The sequence below is a fragment of the Singulisphaera acidiphila DSM 18658 genome (assembly GCF_000242455.2).
GTDB lineage: Bacteria > Planctomycetota > Planctomycetia > Isosphaerales > Isosphaeraceae > Singulisphaera > Singulisphaera acidiphila.
In genome coordinates this window covers 8,415,536-8,441,958 of record NC_019892.1, presented here as the reverse complement: position 1 = coordinate 8,441,958, position 26,423 = coordinate 8,415,536, and the positions used below count along the sequence as shown (strand labels likewise).

At 62.6% G+C, this 26,423-nt stretch carries 14 protein-coding genes; 6 read left to right on the top strand and 8 right to left on the bottom strand.

The genetic code is table 11. From position 1 onward, the window contains the following. The first annotated feature begins 758 nt into the window (after window positions 1-758). Window positions 759-1,886 (top strand): DUF4832 domain-containing protein, encoded by a 1,128-nt coding sequence (locus tag SINAC_RS32810; protein WP_202802855.1) that lies wholly within the window; start codon window positions 759-761, stop codon window positions 1,884-1,886. Between the two features lie 58 nt (window positions 1,887-1,944). Here SINAC_RS32810 and SINAC_RS32805 read toward each other — a convergent pair whose 3' ends face one another. Together SINAC_RS32805 and SINAC_RS32800 are read right to left on the bottom strand one after the other, a co-directional pair. Further along, complete coding sequence (locus SINAC_RS32805; protein WP_015249848.1) at window positions 1,945-5,541, bottom strand: serine/threonine-protein kinase; 3,597 nt, start codon at window positions 5,539-5,541, stop codon at window positions 1,945-1,947. 5 nt (window positions 5,542-5,546) lie between these two features. Next, the gene (locus SINAC_RS32800; RefSeq protein WP_015249847.1) at window positions 5,547-6,182 is read right to left on the bottom strand and encodes a sigma-70 family RNA polymerase sigma factor; all 636 of its coding nucleotides are present in this window, start codon (window positions 6,180-6,182) and stop codon (window positions 5,547-5,549) included. A gap of 342 nt (window positions 6,183-6,524) precedes the next feature. Here SINAC_RS32800 and SINAC_RS32795 point away from each other — a divergent pair, with 342 nt between their 5' ends. Together SINAC_RS32795 and SINAC_RS32790 are read left to right on the top strand one after the other, a co-directional pair. Continuing rightward, a complete protein-coding gene (locus SINAC_RS32795) occupies window positions 6,525-7,151 on the top strand; it encodes a hypothetical protein (RefSeq protein ID WP_015249846.1) in 627 nt (208 codons plus the stop codon). A gap of 187 nt (window positions 7,152-7,338) precedes the next feature. Continuing rightward, window positions 7,339-8,778: a hypothetical protein gene (locus SINAC_RS32790; RefSeq protein ID WP_237722668.1), complete on the top strand. Its 1,440-nt coding sequence runs from the start codon at window positions 7,339-7,341 to the stop codon at window positions 8,776-8,778. Between the two features lie 199 nt (window positions 8,779-8,977). Here SINAC_RS32790 and SINAC_RS32785 read toward each other — a convergent pair whose 3' ends face one another. The 4 genes from SINAC_RS32785 to SINAC_RS41615 form a co-directional block, all read right to left on the bottom strand. Beyond that, window positions 8,978-10,792, bottom strand: coding sequence for an ABC transporter permease (locus SINAC_RS32785; RefSeq protein ID WP_015249844.1), 1,815 nt, complete (start codon window positions 10,790-10,792; stop codon window positions 8,978-8,980). A 373-nt stretch (window positions 10,793-11,165) separates the two neighbouring features. Continuing rightward, the gene (locus tag SINAC_RS32780; RefSeq protein ID WP_015249843.1) at window positions 11,166-13,703 is read right to left on the bottom strand and encodes a M1 family aminopeptidase; all 2,538 of its coding nucleotides are present in this window, start codon (window positions 13,701-13,703) and stop codon (window positions 11,166-11,168) included. Between the two features lie 1,156 nt (window positions 13,704-14,859). Next, on the bottom strand, window positions 14,860-15,414 hold the full coding sequence (locus SINAC_RS32775) for a hypothetical protein (protein ID WP_015249841.1): 555 nt from the start codon (window positions 15,412-15,414) through the stop codon (window positions 14,860-14,862). A gap of 511 nt (window positions 15,415-15,925) precedes the next feature. Continuing rightward, window positions 15,926-16,051: a hypothetical protein gene (locus SINAC_RS41615; protein WP_015249840.1), complete on the bottom strand. Its 126-nt coding sequence runs from the start codon at window positions 16,049-16,051 to the stop codon at window positions 15,926-15,928. Between the two features lie 449 nt (window positions 16,052-16,500). On the opposite strand from SINAC_RS41615, the gene SINAC_RS32765 reads away from it, so the two are divergent. Continuing rightward, on the top strand, window positions 16,501-21,477 hold the full coding sequence (locus SINAC_RS32765; protein WP_020466446.1) for a diguanylate cyclase domain-containing protein: 4,977 nt from the start codon (window positions 16,501-16,503) through the stop codon (window positions 21,475-21,477). 127 nt (window positions 21,478-21,604) lie between these two features. Here the strand turns inward: SINAC_RS32765 and SINAC_RS32760 are convergent, their stop codons facing one another. Both SINAC_RS32760 and SINAC_RS32755 read right to left on the bottom strand, forming a co-directional pair. Continuing rightward, entirely contained in the window at window positions 21,605-22,690 is a 1,086-nt protein-coding gene (locus SINAC_RS32760; protein ID WP_015249838.1) for an isocitrate/isopropylmalate dehydrogenase family protein, read from the bottom strand. Between the two features lie 188 nt (window positions 22,691-22,878). Further along, window positions 22,879-23,829: a DUF1571 domain-containing protein gene (locus SINAC_RS32755; RefSeq protein WP_015249837.1), complete on the bottom strand. Its 951-nt coding sequence runs from the start codon at window positions 23,827-23,829 to the stop codon at window positions 22,879-22,881. A gap of 319 nt (window positions 23,830-24,148) precedes the next feature. Between SINAC_RS32755 and thiC the strand changes: the two genes are divergently transcribed. Continuing rightward, window positions 24,149-25,495 carry a phosphomethylpyrimidine synthase ThiC gene (thiC, locus tag SINAC_RS32750; RefSeq protein ID WP_026012035.1) on the top strand — a complete coding sequence of 449 codons (1,347 nt, stop codon included), beginning with the start codon at window positions 24,149-24,151 and terminating at the stop codon, window positions 25,493-25,495. A gap of 425 nt (window positions 25,496-25,920) precedes the next feature. After that, window positions 25,921-26,355: a hypothetical protein gene (locus SINAC_RS32745; RefSeq protein ID WP_154673739.1), complete on the top strand. Its 435-nt coding sequence runs from the start codon at window positions 25,921-25,923 to the stop codon at window positions 26,353-26,355. Window positions 26,356-26,423 lie beyond the last annotated feature (68 nt).

Genomic DNA, 26,423 nt, shown 5'->3' with positions numbered 1-26,423 from the left:
ACCAGCTCATCATGATAACCGGTCTTGGGGCCATCTCATACGCGGGCCCGAATAAAGATCGAGGCAAACAGGAATACAAAGGATTCACGCCAGGTAATATACGAAGGGCTTCGGCTCTTTCACGAGGACGGCCATCGAATATTGTGCGCTTTGGTCCGACCTGTACTTTCCGGAATTTCATGCATCTGGGCTGCTGACGATTTGATTCGGCGGGGACCGCAGTTGCACATCGAATTATGAGGGACGGGAAAGTACGTCTCTCGGCCAAGTCGACAGGCAAGACAGGTCAGGCCGCCGGCCTCTCCGACCAGCGAGCATACCAGGACTACCCCTTGCCGTGCCAGTGGTTCTCCCGACTCGCATCGGCACTCGACCGGCGGTTCGCACGGGGGGATTCCCCTCATTTTAGGCTGGGGTGATCTGCTCTCTCACCACGTCAGCACGCATTATGCGATCCGACGGGGAGATGTCCAATCGCTTTAGCATTGCGGTTGAGCAATTCGTCGTTGATACTGATCAGGCGGCGTGGTCGTTGAGCTGGATTTGGTCTGAAGCTTGCGATAGAGATGAGTTTCCGATAGGAGTTGCTGAGTTAAAATTTTTGATTGTGATTATGTCGGAATAAAGGTGTACGAATGAATTGTCGAAGCTCTCTGTCGGGACTGTTGGGGCTGTGGGTGGGATTCGTTTCGACGATCAGTTTCGCAGACGACCTGCAGGCGATTCCACTAAAGTCGAAAATTGCAAATGTTCAACCGATGACAGGTATTGTTTTGTGGACAGCCAACGAGGAGACTCGCACTGCGCCAATCCAACTCGAATTCAGCTACCTGAGCTATGATCAAATCGTCGGCGAGCAGGGGGAATATCACTGGGCGCCGGTCGAGAAGATTCTGGATGCGGTTGCCGGCCGCAAGCACCAGGCGGTCCTCCGCTGGCATGACACGTATGTGGGCAAACCGACCGGTGTTCCCGCCTACATCAAGTCGCTTCCGGACTATCGCGAGACGGTGGCCAACAGCGAGAAGAAACGCACCGGGTTTCCCGACTGGTCGCATCCGGAACTCCGCCGTTTCGTTCTGGAGTTCTTCGGTCGTTTCGCCGAGAAATACGACCACGACCCTCGCTTGGCGTTCGTGCAGGTGGGATTCGGCCTCTGGTCCGAGTACCACATCTATGATGGCCCAATGAAACTGGGGAAGACATTCCCTTCCGTGGAGTTTCAACGCGAGTTCGCCGAGCGATTGAACGAAGGATTTCACCAAACTCCCTGGATGATTTCGGTGGATGCGGCCGGTGATCACGCTCCCTTCGCGGCCGACAAGAAACTCCTTGCGTTGCCGTTCGGAGTGTTCGACGACTCCTTCAACCACGCCCGGCACGGACAGGAGAACGAACCGAACTGGAATCGACTGGGACGAGACCGGTGGAAGGTCGCTCCAGCGGGCGGAGAGTTCAGCTTCTTCGATCCGAGGGATCAAAAGGCTGCGCTGTCGCCAGCGGGGCCTCACGGCGTGGCGTTCCCCCAACAGGCCGCGAAGTTCCATGTGTCGTTCATCATCGGCGACGATCAACCGCGGTTTCAGAATCCTGAACGAATCCGCGAGGCGGGACTGGCCTGCGGTTACCGGTTTCGCGTCACCCAGTTCGTGGCATCGGCAAGCCGCGCCGTCGTGACGATCCAGAACACGGGGATCGCACCGATTTATCACGATGCTTTCCCGGCCGTGAATGGGGTCCGGTCGCAGGATTCGCTCAGGGGACTGTTGCCCACGCAGTCGCGAACGTTCCAAGTCACGGCTGGCGGCGGCGCACCGATACTGACCATTGAGTCTGATCGGTTGGTTCGAGGCCAGCGAATTGAATTCGATGCCGATTTGCGCTAAGCCTGAAACCAGCGTGTTGCGAAGATTGACAGTGGCTTCTCGCGGCCAAGGCCGGGCTTCATCGGCGACCCCGGTTGAGTGAGCCCCCGTGACTCGAGCCTGGGCTTTTGCCCCCATCCTTGACCGGGCTGTCCGACTGCTTCAGGCGGTCTCGCGCCGCCCGCCAGGTCGCGTTGTCGAGGGGCAGGAGGGATCCTTGGGCCGCATCGAGTCTCAACCCCGTGAGAAACTCGATCCAGGTGGCGACCTGTTCCGGATCGTTGGGTAACGCCCGGGCGATCGTGAAAACCCGCGCTGTGCCGCTGGTGTCTCCGGTCAGAATCGATTTGCCATCGGGCGCGAAGTCGACGGCCCAGATCTGACCCTGATGTAAGAGCGGTGGCCCGACCGGTTGGCCGGTGGCGGTATCCCACAGCCGCGCGGTTTGGTCCCGACTCCCGGTGAGGACCGTCGTCCCATCGGGGCTGAAGGCCACGGCAAAGACCCAGGCGTTGTGCGGGAGCGGTGGAATGCGAAGTTCGCCGGTGCTCGTGTCCCACAAGCGGGCCATGCCGTCTTCGCATCCTGTGACGATGGTCTTGCTGTTGGGGCTGAACGTGAGGGCACTGACTGCGCCCGGGTGCCGCAGGGCCTTTCCGACGGGTTTCCTGGTCGTGACATCCCACGCCTGTGCGGTGCCCGCATCAAGGCCGGTGACAAAGGTCTTGCCGTCGGGGCTGAACGCCAGGGCATCGACCGAGCCGGGGTGGCGGGTCGGCGAGCCGATCGGATCACCGTTGGTGACGTTCCACAAGCGGGTTGTCCGGTCGGCTCCTCCTGTGGCGACGATCTTGCCGCCAGGGTGAAACGCCACAACGTCGGCGCCTCCTGGGTGCCGGAAGAAGCGTCCTGTGGGGGGGGCGGTGGACGTGTCCCAAAGTTCCGTCGGGTTACCGCCGACCAGAAGGAATTTACCATCGAGGCTGCACGCGACGCTTCTGACTCTGCTTTGCGGCTGGATGGTTTGCCCGACTTTGCGTCCTGTGTTGATGTCCCAGAGCTGTGCTGTACCTGGGCTGTTCGCGTTCGCTCCAAGGAAAGACAGCCCGTCAGGATGAAACGCGACGGCTTGCCCAGCCGCCGGTATTGTCAGCGTGGTCTTGGGATATCGGCAGGTCTTGGCGTCCCAGACTCGCACGGTATGGTCGCTGCTGGCGGTCAGGAGGTCTCGGCCATCCTCGCGGAACGCCACGGCCACGACCGGCCCTTGGTGAACGAGGGGAGGGCCGAGGGATTTATGCGTTGCCGCATCCCAGATCCGTGCCGACTTGTCCTCACTGCCCGTCACGTAGGTTCGACCATCGGGGCTGAAAGCAATTGCCCGGACATGACCTCTATGCGGTCTTAACTCGTGATTGACCGCTTTGCCGGTGGCCACTTCCCAAACCTGCACATGGCCGCCCCAACACCCGGTGAGGAGAGTTTTGCCGTTGGGACTGAACGCCACGGCCATGACCTGGCCATTGTGTTGGAGGGGCGGCCCCTTCGGCTTCCCGTTGGAGGCGTCCCAGAGCTGAACCGTGTAGTCTCTGTCCGCGGTGGCGACCAACTCGCCGCTTGGATCAAACGCAACGGAACTGTTCTCATGCTGAAACACGAGGGACTGTCCGATTTGTTTGCCGGTGGTGGCATTCCAGAGTCGCCCTACCTTATCCAGACCGGTGGTGAGTACGGTCTTGCCGTTCGGGCTGAATGCCACGGAAAGGACTCCCCTTGCGTGCCGAAGGGGGGGGCCGATGAGTTGTCCGTCTGGAACACTCCAGAGTCTCGCTATGCCGTCGTCGCCGCCGGTGAGTGCGGTCTTGCCGTCGGGGCTGAGCGCCACGGAATGGACCGTGCCTGGGTGGAGCCAGGGGCTCCCGATCGGCTGGGCCGAGTCTGCGTCCCAGAGCCTCGCCGTGAAGTCGTCGCCACCGGTGAGGATGGTCGTGCCGTCCGGACTGAAGACGGCGGATTCGACGGGGCCTTCGTGAGAGAGAAGCCCGCGGAGGCGGGGAAGGTTATCGCTCCAGGCGGATACGTTGGCGAGGGCGACATGCTGCCAAGCAGGGTCACCCGCGTCGATGGCCGACCGCCAGGTCGCCATCATCCAGAGGAGGCCGGGGCTGACCTGGTCCTTCTCGAAGGCCGCCTGGCCGCGATCGAAGTTGCGCAGGGTCAGGATGCGCCGGGATTCGGCCAGTGACTTCCGAAGGCTTTCTCGCTCCTCGGCCAGGTCGGCCGCCAGGGCCCGGACCTGGCTCGCCGCCCTGCCTTGGTTGTTCGCGTAGATCATGGACATCGCCACGGCGGCCGCTAGCACCGTCGCCACGAAGACGACCATCCCGGCCCCCGCCGGATTACGGCGACACCAACGCCAGCCCCGCTCGATCCCGCTGGATCGGCGGGCGAGAATCGGTCGGCCGGCGACGAACCGTCTTAGGTCCTCCGCCAACTCGCCGGCCGTTGCGTAGCGTTCGGCTGGAGCGTTGGCGAGCGACTTGAGGACGATGGTCTCCAGGTCGCGCGGAAACTTCCGGTCGAACTGGCGAAGCGGTGTCGGGCTGCCGTGCAGGAGGCGATCGACCAGCTTGATCCGGTCCGACTCATTGAAGGCCGGCCGGAACGTCAAGAGTTCGTACAACGTCGCCCCCAGGGCGAAAATATCGCTCCGGGGGTCGGACCAGCCGTTGAACCGCTCCGGCGCCATGTACCGCAATGTTCCGACGACGTCGCCGGTCTGCGTCAACTCGTCGTCGTCTTGAGTTTTCGCCAATCCGAAGTCAGTAACCCAAAGATGTCCCTGGGCGTCCAGCAGAAGGTTGGAGGGTTTGATGTCACGGTGGAGGACGCCCTGCCGGTGAGCGTACTCGAGAGCCTCGGCAGCCTGAACGCCGAGCCAAGCCACGCTATCCAGGTATCGGGCCTCGGCCTGGTGAGGCAGACCGGATCGGGTAATGCGCGTAGTTGGGGCCTGCGGTCTTGCTTCCCATGATGAGGCCACTTCGGGGGGCGACTGAGGGAGGAAACGGCCGTGACGGAGGCACCAGGCCAGGTCGCTCGTCGCATCGGCAGTGACATCACCGTTAACCGGTTCACGCCGCAGCCGATCGCCTTCGCGAAGGACCAGATCCAGCCCCTGTCCTTCGATGAACTGCATGGTGTAGAAGTGAACGCCGTCGTGCTCGCCAATTCCGAACACGGGGACGATGTGGGTATGCTGCAACCGCGCGGCGGCGAGAGCCTCGCGGCGGAAGCGTTCGAGGCGGGTCGCGTCGTTAGGCTGATGGGACGTGATGGTTTTCAAGGCCACGTGTCGGCCTAGCGATTCCTGGATTGCCTCATACACAACCCCCATACCGCCCGACCCGATGGGGCGAATGAGGATGTAATCACCTAGCCGCTGGGGCATTCGGGTGAGCGACGCGGATCGGCCGGACTGCGTACCGACCTCGCTTCCGGGGCCGAACTCTTCCATGGCCAGCATGGCCGGGATGAGCGATCGGATTCGCTCGGCGTGTGCGGGATGTTCCTCGGCGAATTCGGTCAACGACGGCCGTTCGCCCCGTCGGTATCGCTCCAGGAATTCATCGACCAAGTCCTCGACCGGGTCGAATTCGGAGGACTGCTCGCTCATTGGGATCAGCCCTTCCAGTCGCTGCCGGATGCACTCAAAATTTGCTTTAGCTTCTCAAGTGCGCGGAGGTATCGCTTACCGGCCGCGGCCTCGGAAATGTCGAGCACCACCGCAATTTCCGCGCGGCTCAACTGCTCGAAATGTCGCATCGCCAGCACTTCGCGATCGAGCGGGACCATGCCGTCGAGGGCTCTCCGGACCCGGTCCTTCATCTCGGCACGGATCGCGGCTTCGCTGGGGCGGGTGCCGTTGTCCAAGAAATGGGCCGCCAACGCGGCTGAGGAGGCTTCGGGAAACGTGCCGGGGCGGAACGCCACCTCCTGGTCGGCGTCTCTCATCCGGACACCCAGATGGTGCCGGTGCAACGTGACCATCTTCTGGCAGGTGAGAAACCGGAGCCACAAGAAGAAGGGCATCGTGGGAGAGCGCAGGTAGTTCGTCAATCGAGCCGAGGCCTCCAGGTAGGCCTCCTGGATCACATCCGAAGGGTCGACCCGCTTTCTGAGCCGCTGATCGAGCCGCACGGCGATCATGCGGCGGAGCCGTTGGCGGTGTTGCACCAAAAGCGTTTCCAGTACCTGTTGATCGCCCAGGGCCGCCTGCTCGAGCAATCGGTTCGTCTCACTCGAGTTGCAGGACATATCAGGACACCGTTCCCGTCATCAGTGATTTCAGGCAGATCGGTTCGCAAATCGAAAGCCGCCGTGCTATCGCGCGAACCTCTCTTAAATGTAATAAACCGCGCCAGCGCTCGTGTACGGGACAAAGGATCACAAAAATCAAGGGCCGAAGCCGGTCAACAAGGAGCGTGAGGATTCCAGGGCAAACCGCCGTCCATCGCGAGCAAATCGGAGAGGAGACGAGTCTATCGGACGCCGCCTTGGTGGGAAATCGCCGATCCTCATGTCTCGTCGGAGACGTGCCTCGCGGTTCAAGAGATAGAGGGTGAGTTCCCAACCCCGCGGCCCCGTTGAATCTTTGCCATGATCCGATTATACAATGCCTGCAAGGGACAATCGCTGATCCTCCCGACGGCGTCCGAAACCGTTGACCGCAGGGAAGGTTTCACGGTCTTTCGCTGGCTCCTGCGTTTTCTTCGTGTCTGGGGCGAAAAGACCGGGATGCTCATCCTCCTCGCCTCGGTGATGATGGGGCTGATCTGGCTAGATTCCTATTTGACTCGACCGGATCAGGGGGTCATCGGCGACGACTATCCTGGTGCAGGCATTGTCGTCCGTTCCAAGCAGCTTCACTTCTGGTTGCCCGAGACAGTCAGGGAACTGGCCAGCCCTTTGTCGCAGGTCCAAACCTTACGGGATCACAAAGACCTGCGGCGATTTCTCGAATCCCGACATCAGGAGAGCCTCAGGTATGCGGTGACCACGAGAGCGTATCAGGCCAACGGTGGTCATTCCGACATTACGTTCATTCGTCGCCCCTACGAAGACCCGCATTATTTTCAGGAGTTCTTGGATATCCTGGCCGGTTCTGGTGGAAAGCTGGATGGCAACACGGTCGCAGACTTTCTTGGTGCCTCGGTTCACATAATCTCCAAAGAGCGACTGAATCGTTCGCTGTCGGAGATGATCACCGAGCGACAGGTTTGGTAGAATCCGCAGCGAGTCAATCGATCCCCTTGATGCATTGGATTCGAGGTATATTGCCGCCAGGCCGCAAAATACGCTGGCGTCCACGAGTCTGCTCCCACCTTGCGAAAGCCCGTCGATCAGGAGCCGCTCTGCTGTGACGTCTTTCATCACCTCAGCGAAACCGATCTCGCGTTTGTTGATTTTCCTGATGACAAGCTGCCTGACGGCAAGCACGTCGGCACCTGCGCTTGCCGCCGTTTGGTTTGCCCGTTCCAAGGCGACCGGTGATGGGATGAGCGGAGCAAGTCCGATCGGCTCATCGGCCGCGCTTGATGCGGCGACAAAGCCGGGTGATATCATCATCCTGATGCCCGGCGAGACGCCGTTTGACGGCGGCGTGGCGCTCAAGGTGGGCCAGACACTCATGGGGCTCATCGAGGGCGACCGGAAACCGTCGATCACGAACACGGATGGCGACCAGCATGGTGGCAACGGCGTCGTGCTGGCCGACGACAGCAGGGTCCTCGACGTACGCATCGAACGCACCAAGGCGAGCGGCGTCCTCGGTGTCGACGTGTCCGGCACCTCGCTTCTTGGAGTTGAAGTGGAGGACGCCAATCAATCCGCCGGTTTCACCACTGCCGTTACGAACGTGCTCGGTCGGATCTCGCACGGAGGGATTCTGTTCATCGCAGCCCAGCCTGGCAAGGCGGTCGAGAATCGCGTCCTCCATTGCACTGCCACGAGAGCCACCGGCATCGGCATCGGCGCGTTCGCGCTGAAGGGAGGGCGAAGTCGTCTGGTCGTTAGTCACATCCGCGTCGAAGGCGGCGCTCTGATACCCCCGCTGTTCGACATCGGAGTGACGGCCCTCGCCGACGGGCGATCCTCGGAGATGTCACTGGAAATGGCGGATGCTGACGTCAGGGGGCGGCTGAGTCCACAAGGCCGCAACGTCCTTGTCTTCGCCAGCGCCGAAGCGAAGGCCAAGGCCCGGATCGAGCGCTCGACGATGGGCGAGGTGGGGCAGGACGGTGTCGTCGCCGTGGCGGCGCGAGTTCCCGCGACGGTCGCGATCGAGATTCGCGACTCCACGATCGAGAAAGCGGGGCAAATGAATATCGAAGGCACGATCCTCAACTTGCCTCCGTCCGATCCCGCGCGGGCTCACGAGAGTGTCGTCTCGATCGACGTGGAAGGAAGCATCATCCGCGACGTCGGCTTCGTGGACGGGTTCCGAGGAGAAGCGCAGAACATCTGGCTGGCGCCGACGGTCTTCGCCCCGGGCCCGTTCGCCAAGGGGCGTTACCGGCTCTCCGTTCGTAACTCGGTCGTGGAGAAGGCGATTAAGGCCGGCATCGGGCTCGGCAATACCGGCTCTGAGTTTGGAATCTCATCCGACGAAGGCGAATACCAGGTGCGGTTGCGCAACAATACGATCCGGGACAACGGTGCGTCCGAGATTACCATTGCCGCATCGAGAACCCATGTCGATGCCCGGCGAAACTACTGGGGCATTCCCACGGGGCTTGCCAAGGGCCGCGTTGTCCTGCTCGACAAGGCAGATCGGTCGCAACTTGATGCGTCGCAGCCGCTCACTCGCCCGTCGGAAGGAAGTCGGCTTCGCTCAGGAGGCCCGCCCGAATAACCTGTCCAATACATGGGATGGGCACGAGTCAGCGTGGGCAGTTATCGCCCGATCTGGTGCATGGGCAGAGCTGGTTTCAGGCGTGGCGGGGGTAGCGGAAGCTGGGCGGCCGGATCCCGCAAGCGCTCTGGGCGATGGCCACTCGGCTGGCAAAGGCGCATGGGGTCAGTCGCACCGCCGTGGCGCTCGGCCTCGATTACTACCGCCTGAAGGAACGGGCCGAGGCGGCCACCGGCGAACCGCAATCGAGCGGCCCTGCGTTCGTCGAGCTGACCCCGCCGGGCGCCGGGCCGTCGAAGCGGCTGAGGCAGCGGTTGAACGTCTTCAGCGTCGCCAGCAGCAAGCCGAACGCGATCAGGCCGTAAGCGACGATCCAGAGGACGAGCCAGGTGGCGTGTCTCCCGATCTCGTGGCCCGGCCCGGCATTGTCGCCGAACATGGCGCTGGAGAAGCCGACGCCCCAGAACGGGCTGGCCGAGGCGAGGCCGGGACCGGCCCCGTTGGGGCCGTTGCTGAAGAAGGTCATCCCGACCGGGACGGCCGCGATCAGCACGACGACGTAGAGCCCGGCGGTCAGGCCGATGGCCCGGTCCATCCGGGGCAGCCAGGTGGCCAGGGCCAGGCCGAGGCTCGTGATCGCGGCGCCGTAGGCGACGACCAGGCCGCCGATCAGCACCGGGCCGAGGGCGAACCCGGTGTGCGTCGCCATCGCCGCGGCGATGAGCACCGGCAACACCGTCAGCGGTGGTACGCCGCGGAAGGCGCCCCACCACTTGCCCAGGACGATCGACCGGGTCGACAGCGGGGTGGCCAGCAGCACGTCGAGGCTGCCTCGCTGGCGTTCCTCGGCCAGGCTCGTCACGGCCGAGATGCTCAGGAGCAGAAGCCCGGCGGACACCTGCACGCCGCTGATCACCCCGCCGATGCCGGGGGTGCCAGGCAAGGCGCGGTTGAGCGCCTCGACGATCACCCAGAGGCTGAACCCACCCGAGAGCACGCCGAAGATGCCCCAGACGGCGACCGACCAGCGCGACGGCCGCCGCCGATGCCACTCGCGCCAGAGCACCGGGTTGCCGTCGAGTGACGGCGAGAGCAGCAGGCGGGCGAGTTGGGCGAGCGGGCCTCGGCGGGCCCCGGCCGGGTGGTTCGCCCGGCGCGTTGCCGCCCCCCGGCCGGCCTGCCGGATGACCACCGCCCGGATTCGCCAGGTCGCCGCGGCGGCCAGTAGCGCCGAGGTCAGGAGCCCGAGCGCGCAGAATCGGGCCTGCGACCCCAGCCCCATCGGCCCCGGCCCCGGCGGGCGACCGGCACTGAGCGGGGAGAGCGCGAGGAAGACGGGGTTGTAGGGCAGCAGGGCCAGGGAGCCCGGCAGCCAGGCCGGCCGGGCCCACCAGGGCAGCATCCAGACCAGGCCCGCCCAGATCGGCGCCGACAGCAGCCAGAAGATGCCGAAGGCGTAGGTCGCCAGCAGCACCTCGTGCGTCTTCCGGCCCCAGACCGACAGCGTCAGCGCCAGCGTGCAGCCGAAGACGCCGCAGGCCAGGCAGACCAGGATCGTACCGGTCGGCATCGCCGGGTCGACGCCGCCGAGGAGCGTCGCCAGCGACAGCACCGGGGCGGCGCAGGCGATCAGGCCGAGCACCGGCACCAGCCGAGCCGCCAGCTTGCCCAGCACGATCTCGGCGTCGGTTAGGTCGGTCGAGAACAGCAGGGTCAGATTTCCCCGGTCCTTGTCCAGGCAGATCGCCCCGGCCGCCGCCGCCGGTGCCGCCAGGCCGACCAGCCCGAGCAGGATCAGCGTCGACACGGCGTAGAACCCCCGGCCGATCTCGGCAAGCTGCCGGACCGACAGCTCCCCCGCCCCGTTGTGGTGCCCCTGCCAGACGCCCGATAGGCCGAGCAAGAGGAGCAGGACCAGCAACGACCGCAGCGCATAGCCCTGCCAGCGCCGCGAGGCCGTCAGCCATTCATTGGCGAAGACCGGGCCCAACCCCAGCCAGCTACGCGTCGCCATCGGGTTGGCCTCCCGCATCCACGGAGCAAGGGTCTACGAACCGCTTCGGATGTCGGGCCGTGATCTCGATCGGGCCCGGAGCCAATCCGGACTTACTTTACATCGCAAAGCTTGCCGGGGGCAAGAGCCTTCCGGTACCGGGATGCCCGCCCCGCCTCGGTCAGCTCGGCTCGGGAGCCATGCAGCCGGATTACGGCGTCGGCCGCCCATATTAGGAGGTTGCGCTGGCGTGGTTCGATACGCGGCTACTAGCCCGCCGCCAAAGGATCACTTTTTACACGACTGCCGGAAGGACACCAATGTGGTAGGGATTCATGGCCAGGTAAGGCCGCGTCGCCGGGCGGCAGCGGCCGAAGACGTTTAGTCGCCTGAATTATCGAAAACTAGAGTCTTGGGGACGGAGGGACGCGACTTTTCCCTCCGCCGTTAGGGAAAACCTTAAATACCATACCTCCTGCCCAGTGACCACTTTGTAGTATGCGACTCGACTAATCCGTTCTCCACTCTCTTCTATCCCGCATGTTTCTACCTCGTCACAAGCGAGCGGGACAAAGGTGTGAAGGTCTTTCAGCATGCTTGCGATCGTCGCGTTGCCTTTTTGATCCGTTGCAGAGAGGACGCGCTGTCGAGCCGCCATGACGGGCGAGTCCTTTACGCCGTTCGCACGATCCGAGAGGAATTTCATCGCCGTCCGAGTCGTCTCTGGACACGGGTTGGATATAGCCTTCCCTTCCATCGCGTCCGCCTTTGTCAGCCCGTCGAGAGCCACCAGCCGTATGCTGTCCAATGGCGACGTCTGTTTTGTCGCATTCTGAAAAACATCACGATTCGTGGACGCATCCCAATTGCCGAGTGTCGAGATCGCCGCTCTGACGACCGTGTATAGTTCTTTGTCATTGACCAGACCGCGAAGAGTCTTCGTCGTCGTCTCATCTTGAGGTTTCGGCAACTGTCCCAAGGCAAGAACGGCCTGTGTGCGCCGGTCAATGTTGGGGTGAGCCAGTTGCTCAAGAAACAGCGGGCGCAGGTCTTCCCGTTTCAGTTTCCCCAGACGATTGATGTCCCGGAAAACGACGAACTGCCCCTGATCCGCGCGTACTGCTTCGACTATCGCTTGCACCATCGCGTCGGAAGGCGATTCTGCCAGTATCCGGTTCATGGCCTCCGCTCGATCTACCGCGTTCGAGGCATAATTGAGGATCGATGGCAACTCCTCTGCCGCCCAGTGTAGCGCGGGTATCTCGCGCAGAAAATCGTGGTCGGGATCCAAAAGCACCGCATTCGGCTTTCTTGCCACGTCCAGGTGAATTTCCTGTTCCGACTGATTGAGTTTGACCTTGGCCCGTGTCATGACGCCCCGGCCGATCATGCCGACCGTCGCATTGATGGAATAGATGGGTGTCCCGTCTTTTGTGTCCTGGGTTTGCTTGACCATCAGGACGACCTGCTTGTTCTCCTCGTCCCACCTCCAGGTGTAGTCCAGGATGGGATGACCAGGCTTATAGACCCACTGATCGAAGAAGGCTTCAAGGTTGATGCCCGTCGCTTCGGTCATGGCGCGACAAAGGACGTGACTGTTCACGGGCTGGTGGCGATGTTGAGTCAGGTAATGGTGAAGGCCCGCAAAGAACGCCTTGTCTCCCAGTTCGCGGCGAAGAGTATGAAGAATCGCGGCTCCCTTCTTATAAGAATGGGAGTCGAGCATCGAGGATGAGTCCGCATAGAGGTTTGTGGCCAGAGGGCGTTTGTATCGCCGGCTCTCGGAGATATACGCCTGTGTCCAGCCATGAACTGCGTAGTCATAGGTGCTCGTACCCTGTGTATGTTCCAGGTAAACATCGCATAAGAGGTCTGCAAAGCCCTCGTTGAGCCAAAGCTCGCCCCAATGTCCGCAGGTGACTAGGTCGCCAAACCATTGATGCGCCAGTTCATGGGCGACCCCGCGCACACTCGTCTTATAGCCGTTGCGTCTGTCGGCCAGGTCTCGTACTCCGATAGTTGTCGCGCTCGCGTTCTCCATGCCGCCGGGAAAATCGTAGACGGCAGTCTGTGCGTACTTTGGCCAAGGATACTTGACGCCGAGACGGTCGGAGAAGAAGGAGAGAATATCCGGCGTGTCGCCGAAAGTATCGTCGATCCGATCGCCTTTGCCTTTCGGAACCAGATACATCAATTTGATGCCCTGCCAATCGGCCGGCTTGATATCGAACGGTCCACCGACCAGCGAGATCAGATAGGTGGCATAAGGCTGATCCATCTTCCAGTGGAAGGTGCGCTTCTTGCCGTCCGCGCGGAGGGTGTCGGAATCGAGGATACCATTGCTGATCACGTACCAGTCGGCTGGTACCGTGACTCGCACCTCCGTTGTGGCGAAATCGTTGGGGTAGTCCCAGGTGGGCAGCCACTGCCGGTTGAAGTACGGTTCGCCGTTGGTCCAAAACCCGATGCGCTGTGGGTCTGCGACGGTCGGCTTGAGCCAACGGAAATTGGGCAGTTCCTTCTTGCCGCTATCGAAGTAGCGGATGGTCAAGGCAACGGGTTTACCTGGCGGCAGCGGCTGAGGAGCGATGATCTTGAGTTTGTCCCCCTCCCGGCTGAAAACGGCTTTCTTTCCTGCGACTTCGCAGCCAGTAACGGTCAGATTTTCGCCGCAGTCGAACTGAATGGTCGTCACCCCCTCGCGGAGCGGAGCCAAGGTGTTGACCACACTCCCTTGAAAGGAGTGTTCCGCATAGTCAATGGTCAAGTCAGCAGCGATATGCTGCAGGTCATAGTCCCGGTCTGGCGCATACTGCAGTTTGGCCTGCGGCGCCACGAAAGGACCAGTCGAGGGCACTTGCTGCCCATGCGAGCTGGGCGGGACAATCCAGAGCGAGTGAAAGAGCGCGATCCGAATAAGGAACTTCGACATCTATGGCGAGCTCCGAGGGGATTGGCACGACTTCCAGTTGTAAACGACGGGGGGAAGTGCAGCGCGGGGCGGTTGAGAAGTCTAGCGCCTGGTTCACATCCTTCTCGGGAAGCCGATCACCGTCGATCACTCGCTCGAAGCGCCTCCCCGTAGGCCCGGTTACACAGCGAGGCTAACCGGCGAGCGAATCGCATTCTACTTCAACTGTTGGACCGCTCGGCCTCCGAGTACCGCCTTTGCCGATACGCAGGCACTCGCACTTCAGAAAGCTCAGCGGGTCGTAGTCCACGAGAGCTTGGTGGACCCGAAGGGATGGACGCAACGGCACTCCCGATCGTTCTCGACTGCAGGGATGGCCACGATCGTTACTCTCCCGGATAGCCGTCAGCACGACCCTCGGGCCACCGACGCGTCCCAAAGACATTCGGTGGGAGTGTCCGAATATTGCTTTTACGTCCTCCTGGCGCCCGAGGCATGGCGACCTACGCTGCAGTTCAGCGGACCCGGAAGTCATGTGATTGATAAGTCGAAGCGAAACATGCGATGCGACGGAGCCCGGACGTCGTTGTAGATTGACCGTATTAAGTGATATATGTGTGTTGGCAAGTCCCTTGTCGTCTATCGCCGCAGCGATACGTCGGTCCGGCAAAGTCCCCCTGATCGGTTCCACGAGAGGGAGAAAGTGATCGAGACGTTCTCCCCTCTGGCCGCACGATGCGTCTAGAGTGCGGTTGGCCGGATGCTTACGAAAGTAATGCACGCCCCGGTCCTGTTTTCTCCGAACATTTCGAGCTCTCAGCGTGCATTACTTTCCTGACCCTCAATAGTCACCCACGGGATCGGTCGGAAAAGGCTTCGAGCGCGGGACTGCGGTTGACGGGAGGAGAGGGACAGAGAGCTGTGTATTGCGTTTCTAACATCCACGCCCCCAACGGGGGCTACCTCACGTAGACGATCCCTCGGGGGGGCTTCCTAATACCACGCCCTTTGGGCGTAGTTGATTATTCGTGGCTTATTAACTCTCGGCTTCATGACGTGTTGGGTCGCCAGTTCGTCAGACTGATTGCCTGCGAGCTTCCTACGAATCATCGAGGAATCCCGCTCGAGCAAACGGGCGAGCTTCGACTGGCCGCCCGTGTCATATCCCGACGGCTGGCTATCGCTTCAAGCCGAAATCTCGCTTCTTGATCTTCGCGCGGCGTCCGTCTGGGTGATGGAAGACAATCCCCTCGATGTCCTTTTCGGCCAGATAGGCCTTCAGCCCATCGAAGTTGCGCGGCGGATTGTCGGAAAAGCCAAGCGTTTCCACTGTGTGCGGTACGAGGATGTCTTGCTCGTATTTCTCCGGGTTCTTCTGGGTGTGGGGACCGACCAACTCGTAGGTTCCATCGGCCTTGTCGGCTAGGTTGGCGAAACCCTCGCGGTGCCATTTGTCCTCCGGACCATCGCCAATCGGACGCCAACCCACCCGCTTACCGGTTTCGTCGTCGAATCCCGATTCCTCGAAGTCTGTAGGGATCGCCTGACCCTGCTTGATCTCCTGCCGCTTGAAGAGAGCTCCATCGCGGATCAGGCAACACGTGCCATCGATCTTCTGGGTGGCGATGCCTTCGCCAGCAACCACCCACTCGCAACCGGGATGGACCTGGTTGAGCACCCGGCTCCGGTCGCCGTTCCAATCTCGCTCGAACATGGTGGGGATTTTTTGCATTGTCGTTCTCCTTATTAATCATAAATTTGAATAGTGGTTGCTGATGTCAATATCGAGGTCCCGCGACCGCTAGCGCAGTTGATCCGACACCCGCATTGGTCGAAGAGTTCGCAGAGCTTTGGAGTCGGATTGCGGCGTCTTTTGGGGTTGCGGGTGGTCATGTGGCGACCTGCCTCCTGTACAGTTCGGCCACGAGATCCTCGGCGAATGCCCGGTCCGTGCCTTCAGGCAAAGTCGAAAGCCGCTGGCACTTTTCTTGGGCGTGTAACAGCTAGAGCTTGATGGCCGCAAGCATGGCATTGGAGCGGCCAGGCGAGGGGATGCCGCTCAATCAACAGCCTCGAATCCCCACCCTGGCCCAGAGCGATGCCGGAATTGATAGAACGTGCCTTGGGTATAGCATCGTGTATGTGTGATAAATAAAAATATTGTGATGATTCGTATTGTGTTTTTTTTGATGATGGAGTCTTGCTGTTCCTGGGTGTGGGGCGCCCAGAATGGTGCGGCGAGTTCACGGGTTTGCCAGTGAGTGGAGCATGGGCCGAGAGCGATGATTTAGGATGGCCGTCGAGAGGACGCCGCCGGTAATCACCTCGAGGGCGGCGAAGCAGAGGGCGATGCCAGTGGTTGCTACCATCAACCCACTCAACGTAAATCGGCTCTGAACCTTCACGTGTGTCTCCCACCGTCGAGATGACCAGCGACCGAAGTTGAGTCTGCCGACTCGCTCGGTCCTGTTCAATGCGCGGTCCTCGTCTTCGAGTCCGGGTTGGCGGAGTCGCATAAAGTCAGGATCGAAGAAGAAAAAACGGGGGCGATTTCCTGATAATTTTGCACGTGAATGGAACCTATGCTATTTGATGGCGGAGGCGGCATCGAATGGCTTTTCGAGTGTGCCGTGAGGTAACGAGAGTCACGACGGCTCTAACAAGCAGTATATCTTGGATGCGTGTAGGGATGGCTCGCCCAGTGAAACGGCTTGATGATACGGCCACATCAGATCGCGATTCCCCGGAGCAATCCGACCCAGGTGGGGGCCACGTGGATGATGCGATTGATCTCATGGTAGAGACTCGACTTAACCCAATGCCGGCTGACGAAGGCTGGGGGGTGCCCGTGCCCCTCGAAACCATGAGCCCTGCCACGGACGCGGACTGTGCTCTGATCACGATCCTCCACGAGAGCGATCACACGCGGGTGGTTCGCTTGCCTTTGCGGAATGGGGCGGGGAGCCTCATCGTGAAGGAGTTGCTTGGTCCCAGTGCGAAGGCGCGGTGGCGGCACGAACTGGGGATCCTCGAGCGATTGGCCGGTGTTTGGGGCGTGCCGCAACTGGTATCCGTGGCCGAATTCACGAACGCGATCGGGATGGAGGATGTGGCCGGCGTGTCGCTGGCCGAGGTGATTCGCGTTGGCCGGATGGCGATGCCGGAACTGCTCGAGTTTGCGTTGGGGCTGGCGCAGATCGTCGCGGCCTTGCATCAGCACAGAGTGGTGCATAGGGATATCAACCCCGCCAATATCCTGCTCTCGGGGCCGGGCCGCCGCCCCTTGCTGATCGACTTCGATCTCGCCACCACGTTCGTTGGGGAGCGGCCGGCTTTCGTCCACCATCGTGAGATCGTAGGTACGCTGGCCTATCTTGCCCCTGAGCAGACGGGGCGGACGGGCCGAGCGGTGGACCGGCGTGCTGACCTCTACTCCTTGGGCGCGACGCTTTACGAACTGGCCGTCGGCCAGCCCCCTTTCGAGGGGAATGACCCGCTCCAACTCGTCCGCGACCACCTGGTGCGCGTGCCAACGCCGCCTGCTGAACGGAACCCGCTCGTCCCGAGAATGCTGTCCGAGATTATCATGCGCCTGCTTGAGAAGGAGCCTGACCGACGCTACCAGTGCGCCGCGGGCTTGGCGGATGATCTCTCTCGGCTGTGTGAGATCCAGGTTCAGGGCGAGGACGGCACCTTCCCGTTGGGGGAACGCGACTTTCCGATTCGGCTCTCGCCTCCTTCCCGGCTCGTGGGTCGTGAGTCTGAGATCGAGGCGTTGCGGAGCGTCTTCGAAGGCCTCGGCGACGACCGGGCGCGCGGCGTCCTGATTGCGGGAGCGCCGGGCGTCGGCAAGACGGTTTTGATCGATGAACTCCGGCCGTTGGTGACGGCGCGGCGCGGCCTGTTCGCGGCGGGGAAGTTCGATCAGTATCGTCGCGATCCGACCACGGCTGGGGTGATGCAGGCTTTACACGCCCTGGGTCGCCTGCTCTTGGCTGAACCGGATGCGGAACTCGCTGAGCAGCGGTCACGGATTCTCCGCGAGCTGGGGCCCAACGCCGGGCTGATCACGGGGTTGTTGCCGGAGTTTGCGGTTCTGCTGGGTGCGGAGCCGGAGATTGCTCCCGGCGATCCGGTTGAGGCCGAGGCACGATTGCGCCAGGCGGTGTTGGAATTGCTGCGTGCTGTCGCTTCTCCGACTCGCCCGGTGATTCTTGTTCTCGACGACCTGCAATGGGCCGGCCCGCTTTCGATTCGCTTTATCGATGCCGTGCTGGCGGATGAAACGCTGCGGGGCATCCTGATCGTGGGGGCCTACCGCGATGGAGAGGTCGATGCGGCACATCCGCTTGCGCCGATGCTCTCCCGTTGGGAGCGGTTGGACCCGGCACCGCGACGGCTCCGGTTGCAAAACCTGCCGCCTGCCGACCTGGGAACGCTCCTGGAGGAGATGCTCCGCCTGCGGCCGCCCGAGGCGAGCCGGCTGGCGGCCGTGCTTGGCGATCGAACCGGCGGCAATCCGTACGACACCGTGGAACTGGTCAACGCGCTACGGCAAGACGGTGCGCTGAGCCTCGGACCTGAGGGGTGGGGATGGAACGAAGCGACGGTTCGTCGTTTCGTCGGCCGGAGCGAGGTGGTGGATCTGTTGACGGCGCGGATCGACCGGCTGCCCTTTGATTCGGGTGTGCTGCTCGAGACCATGGCCTGTCTCGCCGGTGAGGTAGGGCTCGACCTGCTGGCGGCCGCCAGTGGTCTGACCGCGTCGGAGTTGGAAGCTCGGCTCGGGCCGCCGCTCGAGGATGGGCTTCTGGTGATGGACAACGGCGGTCAGCGGCTGGCTTTCGAACGCGCCGGTGCGGTCCGGTTTCGCCATGACCGAGTACAGCAAGCCGCATATCGGCGGCTCGACTCGGCGGAGCGGCTCGCCTTGCATCTCACCCTGGCGCGGCGGCTGGCGACGCTCCCCGACCACGGCGTCGATGCGGCCGAGCAATACTTGCCGGCCGTCGAGGCGATCCACGATCTGGACGAACGCCGCCGGGTTGCCACCCTGTTCCACGATGCGGCGGTTTGCGCACGCCTCGTGAGCAATCATGTCACCTCGGAGCACTTTCTTGAGGCCGCGATGACCATGCTCGGCCCCTTGGGGCCCCTTGCGGATCAGGCCGCACTCGCGGCCCTCGAGATCGAACGGCATGCGGCGTTGTACAGCCTCGGATGTCTCGATGAAGCTGACAGCCTATACCGCACGATCGAGCGTCGGGGCCATGCCCCGCTGGACCTGGTCGAAGTTACCTGTGTTCAGATTGGCAGCCTCTCCCATCGCGGTCGGTCGCGCGAAGCTTTGGAGATTGGCCTCGATCTGTTACGTCGACTCGGGGCGCGCACCTGGGGGGTGAATCTTGACGCGGATCTCGCTGAGGGAGCGGGCGCGTTTTGGCGATGGGCCGAGGAAGGCGCGGGTTACGAGGAGAAACCGCGGTCTGAGGAGTACGACCCCCGCGTGTTCGCGATGGCCAGGCTCATCAACCGGATGATGCCGGCAGCCTTCTTCTGCAATCGGATGATTCAGGCTTGGCTGGTGCTCGAGGGCCAGCGTCTCTGGGGCGAGTATGGCCCTTGCGCACCCCTCATCTGTCCCTTGGGGCACGCCGGGCTTGTCACTATCCTGCTGCGAGGTGACTATCGCACCGGCTACCAGGCCGTGCGGAATGTCCTGGCGGTGGGCGAGTCTTTGGGCTTCCCGGCGGAAACAGGCCAGGCTCGCTTCCTGTTCGCGTATCACACCGCGCACTGGTTCGAGCCCCTGGAAAACAATCTCGAATACGCGCAGCGGGCCCGCGAGGAGCTGATGCGCGGCGGTGATCTGCAATACGCTTGCTTCACCTATGCCCCCTCGATTTGCACTCTCTTTGATTGCGAGCCAACACTTGATCGTTGCGTCGCCGAAGCCGAAGTCGCGATCGCGCTGGCCGAGCGAATCGGGAACGTCCATGCGGTTGCCAGTTTCGTTTCCTCCCGGCAGTTGTTTCGCTCGCTTCGCGGTGAGACCGATGCTTCGGGACTTTCCTTCAATGAGACTGAGTATCGTACCAGCCTGGTCGGCAACCCGATGGCAACGTGCTATTTTCATGTGACTCAAGCGGTGTCGGCTGCCTTGTTCAACGACGAGCCGGGATTGGCTCAGCATGCCGCCTCGGCGATGCCGTTGCTGGGCACTATCGAAGGCACCTACACCGTCGCGCTGGCGTATTGGCTTCAAGCCCTTGCCTTGGCGAACAGCGCCCGGGCGGCCGAACCGGAAGAGCGAGCGGCGAAGCTCGTTGCGCTCGATGAGTGTCGGGACTGGTTAGCTCGTCGCGCTTCGGATGCTCCCGGCAACTTCCTGCACCTGCTCCGGTTGGTCGAGGCTGAGCGTGCCTGGGTCGTGGACGACTTTCGGGGTGCCTCTTACGCGTTCGATGTGGCGCAACGCGAGGCCTCGACTCGGCGGCGCCCTTGGCATCGGGCACTCATCGCCGAGCGAGCCGCACTGTTCCATCTCGCGCACGGGCTCGAGCACACCGGTCGCAAGCTGTTGGCCAAGGCGAGGCGGCTCTATCGGGATTGGGGGGCGACTGCGAAGGTGCGGGCGCTCGAGCACGCCTACCCCTTCCTGCGGATGGTCGACAGTCCTCGAAAGAAGGGAGACTCGCGCGGCAGCAGTCGCGTCTCTTCCGATGCGATCGACATGCTGGCCATTCTCCAAGCTTCGCAGGCATTGAGCTCGGAGACGGGTCTCGATCGGCTCAAGGCCCGAGTTGGCGAGCTGCTTGGGGCTATGACCGGAGCAACCAAGGTATTGGTCATATTGCGTGACGATGTTTCATCACAAGGGTGGTGCCTGCCGCCCATCGCGGGCGAGGCCGAGAGTCCCATTCCGGTGGACGAGGCCGGTATGCGGGGCCTGCTCCCTCTCTCGGCTTTCCGCTATGCCGAGCGAACGAAGGAGCCACTTCTTGTGGAGGACGCGACGCGTGACGACCGCTTTGCTCGCGATCCCTATATCACCGGCCTCGAATGCTGTTCGCTGTTGCTGGTCCCGATCCTCAACCAGGGGGTCCTCCGGGCGATCCTCTTGCTGGAGAACCGGCTCAGTCGAGGCGCGTTCTCGGCTGGAGGGATGGACGCGGTCATGCTGATCGCCGGTCAACTCGCGGTTTCGCTGGATAATGCGTTGCTCTATGCTTCGCTCGAGCGCAAGGTGGCCGAGCGGACCGAGGCCTTGGGGGCGGCGAACCGCCGACTGGAAGCGCTGAGCACGACCGATTCGCTGACGGGGTTGGCCAATCGACGCCGCTTCGACGAGGTGCTCGCGGCCGAGTGGCAGCGGGCGGAGCGGCCTGGGACCTCCCTCGGTGCGGCGATGGTCGACATCGACCATTTCAAGCTCTACAACGACCGGTACGGCCACCGCGCTGGTGACGCCTGCCTCCGTCGCGTCGCCGAGGCGCTGGAGGGAAGTGTCCGGCATGGCACGGACTTGGTGGCCCGCTATGGTGGCGAAGAGTTCGCTCTCATCCTGCCGGACGCCGACAGTGTCACAACGCGCGAGGTCGCCGCGCGGGCCTGCGCCGCGGTCGCCGCACTAAGAATCCCCAATGAGGGGGCCGCCCGTGGGATCGTGACCGTCAGTATCGGGATTGCCGCAGCCACGCCATCACCACGAGCCACCGCTGAGCAACTCATCGAGGCCGCCGATGTCGCGCTCTACCAGGCCAAGCACAACGGCCGAAATCAGGTCGCATCATAACCGAATCAGGCAGTGGCGATTCGATGTCGCGATGAAGCGACGCCGTTGCTGTGGGAGCGATGGCTTTCTGTTGCAAATGCCGATCGGATTTTCATGTCCGTGTGTGATGCCCCTGGGATGATTCGGCTCATGCTGGATGGGATGAGCCGAACTTGCGGAGGATGGCGGCGGTGGCATCGCTGGTCGTGGCGTTGCCTCCGAGATCGGCCGTCCGAGCCTCGCCCGAGGCGAGAGCCGTGGTCACAGCCTGCTCGATCTGTCGCGCGGCCGCCGCTGGGGCGGGGTCGCCGTGGGTATCGGCCAGGTGGTCGAGCAGCATGACGACCGAGAGAATGGCGGCCAAGGGGTTGGCCACGCCCGTTCCGGCCAGGTCGGGAGCCGTGCCGTGGCAGGGTTGGAACACGGCGTGCCGGTCACCCAGGTCGGCCGAAGGGGCAACGCCCAGGCCGCCGATCAACCCGGCCGCGAGGTCCGAGAGGATGTCGCCCAGGAGGTTCTCGGTTACCAGCACGTCGAAATGTTCCGGACGCCTTACGAGCTCCATCGCAGCGGCGTCGACGTAGAGGTGGTCGGCTTTGACGTCGGGATAGAGAGCGGCCACCTCATCGAAAACCTGGCGGAAGAAGGCGAACGAGCGGAGAATGTTCGCCTTGTCGACGCAGGTCACCCGGGGCCGAGCGCGACTGCGGCGGCGAGCCAACCGGAAGGCTGAGTGGACGACGCGTTCGGTCCCTCGCCGCGTGATCACTTGAGTGTCGGTGGCAAGCTGGTCGCCGAGGACGATGCCGCCCCCCAGCGATGCGAAGATCCCCTCCGTGCTCTCGCGGACGATGACGAGGTCGATGGCCGGATCACCCGCCAGTGCGCCTGGGACGCCCTCGAGGCGTCGCGCGGGGCGGATGCCGGCGTAGAGGTCGAGCTCGATCCGCAGAGTCACTTGCGGAATGATCTCGGTGCCGTCCGGATAGCGGACGTCCGGCAACCCGCAAGCGCCGAGCAGGATCGCGTCGGCCGCGCGGCAGGCCGAGAGCGTCGATGCGGGGAGCGCCTCCCCTTGCTCCCGATAGGTCTCGGCTCCGGCGGGAGCCTCGATGAGCTCGACTCCGAAACCAGCGACCAGCCGCCTCGCTCCCGCGAGGACTTCGAGCGCGCTGGCGATCACCTCGGGGCCGATCCCATCCCCTCTGACGACCGCAATGCGATAGGTCTTCATTCATCGCCCCGCACTTTGGAACCGGTCTCGTCCGCGAAAGCCGAAGCGACCACGATGCCAGAGGAGGAGCGAGACGGCCAGATCCCAACCGGTCGATCGGGCCTGATTTCAAACGCACGGCCGAACGACTTGCGGACCTGAGTCATCCCAAGTTACGGGTGGCCCGAGGGGGGCTTTAATATTGCGGTTTAGTAGCGGTGAAAGGCGTATGCCGGGTTTGCCGGGTCGAAGTCGAGGGACGAGAGGGGGGCGTCGAGCTTGAGGTCGTCATAGCAATAGCGTTCGGCCAAGGCGAGCTGATCTTCACGGCCGGGCTCGGGCCAGTCGTAGTTGCTGATTTTGAGGGGAATCCGCGACTCCACGTCGTAGAGGACTTCGACGTGATAAAATGGGCGCGAGCCGTCTTTGTTGAGGTGGCGATGAACGGAGCGGAGCCAGGGGCGGCCGTCGCTGTCGGTGATCCGGTCGAGAATGGTGATCGCCTTGTCGTCCTTGAGGTCGAGGCGACGAAACGCGATCAGTTTATCGTTCAGGTTACTGAGGCCCGCTTCGGTGATGGAGTGCCGCGTTTCCGCCATGGCGAGCGGGTGGTCGGGGGGGACGGCCAACCGAGGAACGAGCCAGCGCGAGACCCCGGTCGAGTGTGCGATCACCTTGTTCTCGTGATGGCCTTCGGCGTAGACCACTTCCTTCCCGGCCTGCGGGTTCAGGAATTTGAAGTAGACGGCGAAGGGGCGTTGGCGGACCTTCATCGCAAGGGTCTGTTCGGCCCCCAGGATGCCACGGAGGCGTTCCGTTTTTCGGAACGTGGCAGTATACCCTTCGATTCGATCGAGGCGTTTGCCGACGTCGAGGAGCGTCTCCAGGAGGAGCGTTTTCGCCGGCTCCCCCTCCAGCGGCTGATCGGGCCAGGCGGGTGGCCCGTTATGCACGATGGTGGCGGTTGGGGCGGGGCCTGTCGAATCGGTCATTGGTCGGGTGTGGGAAACCGGCGGGGGGAGCGTTTCGATATCCTCGAGTGGGGCTGTCAGCCACCAACTCGCGCCAGCCAGGCCGGCCACGGGGATCAGGAGTATGAGACTCCAACGCCACCGGTTGGATCTCACCGAAGGTGAGATCACGATTGGGCTTCCCGCCATGCCAACAGCTCCAATGTCGCGGTCTCGAAGAATCATGTCGGAAGGGTGGTGGGGAACCCTGCGCGCATAGGATTCCTTAGATGAGCTTATCGACTAGTGTTCGCAAAAAATTGAGGTTCGTCAATCGTTTTCATGCCGAATTGAGTTGCCAGGGTTCGCGATCCCAGGGCCGCGAGCGCCGAGTGAATTGACCGATCTAGGACCGGGTGTCTAGGATAGGACAATCCCGATGTCCTTGGGGCAGGGTTTCTTTTGGATAGACGCGGCCATCGATCGTCGCACGGCAACCGACCGGCTCTCGGAGGAGAATACTCGCACCATGACTCAGATCGAAAAGGCGCGACAGGGGATCGTGACACCCGAGATGGAGTATGTCGCCGGCCGCGAGAATCTGGAACCCGAGTTGGTTCGATCCGAGGTGGCGCGGGGGAGGATGGTCATCCCGGCCAACATCGTGCACCTGAAGCAGGGCCTTCAGCCGATGGGGATCGGCATCAAGGCCAAGTGCAAGATCAACGCCAACATCGGCAACTCGGCGGTCACCTCCGACATCGACAACGAACTGGCCAAACTCAAGATGGCCGTCGACCTCGGTGCCGATACGGTAATGGACCTCTCGACCGGGGGCAACATCAACGCGATCCGGGACGCGATCGTCGCGGCCAGCCCGGTCCCGATCGGAACCGTGCCGATCTACCAGGCGATTCAGCAGGTCAAGCACGTGGAAGACCTCACCGAGCAGGACCTGCTCGACGTGGTCGAGCACCAGGCGAAGCACGGGGTCGACTACATGACCCTGCACGCCGGAATCCGCCGCGAGTACATCGCCTTGACCGCGAATCGGGTCACCGGCATTGTGTCGCGAGGCGGTTCTCTGATGGCGCAGTGGATGATGGCGCACAAGAAAGAGAATCCGCTCTTCACCCGGTTCGACGACCTCTGCGACATCATGCGGCAGTATGATGTCACCTGGAGCCTGGGGGACAGCCTCCGCCCCGGTTCCATCGCTGACGCCTCCGACGCAGCGCAGTTCGCCGAGCTCAAAACGTTGGGCGAGTTGACCCGCCGCGCGTGGGCGCGGGGCTGCCAGGTGATGGTGGAGGGTCCCGGGCACATCCCGATGGACCAGATCGCCATGAACATGGAGAAGCAGGCGATCGAGTGCAGCGAGGCGCCTTTCTACGTCCTTGGCCCGCTCGTGACCGATATCGCACCCGGCTACGATCACATCACCTCAGCGATCGGCGCGGCCCTGGCGGGCTGGCACGGTGCGAGCATGCTCTGCTACGTCACGCCCAAGGAACACCTGGGCTTGCCCGAAGTCGAAGATGTCCGCCAAGGAGTGATCGCCTATAAGATCGCTGCCCATGCGGCCGACCTCGCCCGCCACCGTCCGGGTGCCCGCGACCGCGACGATGCGCTGAGCCGAGCCCGGTACTCGTTCGACTGGGAGCAACAGTTCGCTCTCTCGCTCGATCCCGAGACCGCCCGGCGGATGCACGACGAGACGCTCCCGCAGGACGCCTTCAAAACGGCCGCATTCTGCAGCATGTGCGGTCCGAAGTTCTGCTCGATGCGGATCACCGAGGACTTGCGCAAGCACGCCCTCGAGGCCGCCTCCCTCGTGCAACTCGGCGAACCCGAGGCGGCGGGCGCGAGAAACTGAACCGGCTTCGAGTTCGATCCGGGGCGGTCAAACGCCTTGCGATACGAACCCGAGGGCGATCACTTGAAAGTCCGGAACCAGGGCACGGTTCACCAATCTGCGGATGGTGAGCCGTGCTTTTTTTTCGCTTTTTCCCAGGCGGATTCCGCAGGAGCTCTCCATGCCAATGAGTTGCCGGTTCCCTCTTGGAGGGTTGGCTTCAGCCTGTTGTCCCTTGAAGTTGTGGCAGGCTGAAGTCTAACCTATAAGAAAAGACTGGTGGGTTGTGCCCGCCAAGGAATCGGCACCTCGGAGGTTCACCGATGTGGCGAGTGTTGAGGTGGCAATTCGCGTACGGGGCCGATCGGCCGTCGGCGCCGTGCTCCCATTCTCCTCGAAGGCGTGCGTTGCGCCCTGAGGTCGAAACTTGCGAGGCTCGTTGCCTTTTGAACGCGGCTGCGAGCCCACCTTTGGGGGCGGCGGTTCACGCCGAAGTGGCCCCAGCGCGGGCGAATCCCCTGGCCGCCTACCGTGTGTTTGAGGCGACGATCACGCGAGGTCCGCACGCGGGCACCACGTTCGAAGGGCGGCTTGTCCTCGGGGTCACCGGGCGTATCCAGGTTTTTGGATATTTTTACCCTGAGCAGGGTATGCAGCGGGTCGCCGTGGTCGGCACCGTTTTTGGCGGTCGGGCTTCGCTTCGGTTCATTCTGCCTGAAGGTGGGGCGCTCGAGGTCTCGGGAAGCGGTCGGCTGCAGAGCGTCCCACGGGGGATTCCCGGTGGCTTGAGCCTGGTCGGGTTCGGCAATCTTTCGGGACCGGCTCGGAATGACTTTGGCCGATGGGAGACCCTCGCTCCTTCCCGGGTCAACCTGGCTTGATCCTTGATTCGCCCTTGCGCAGCGAAAAGCCCCTTCTCTTTGCAGGAAAAAGAAAAAGGGGCTTCGTT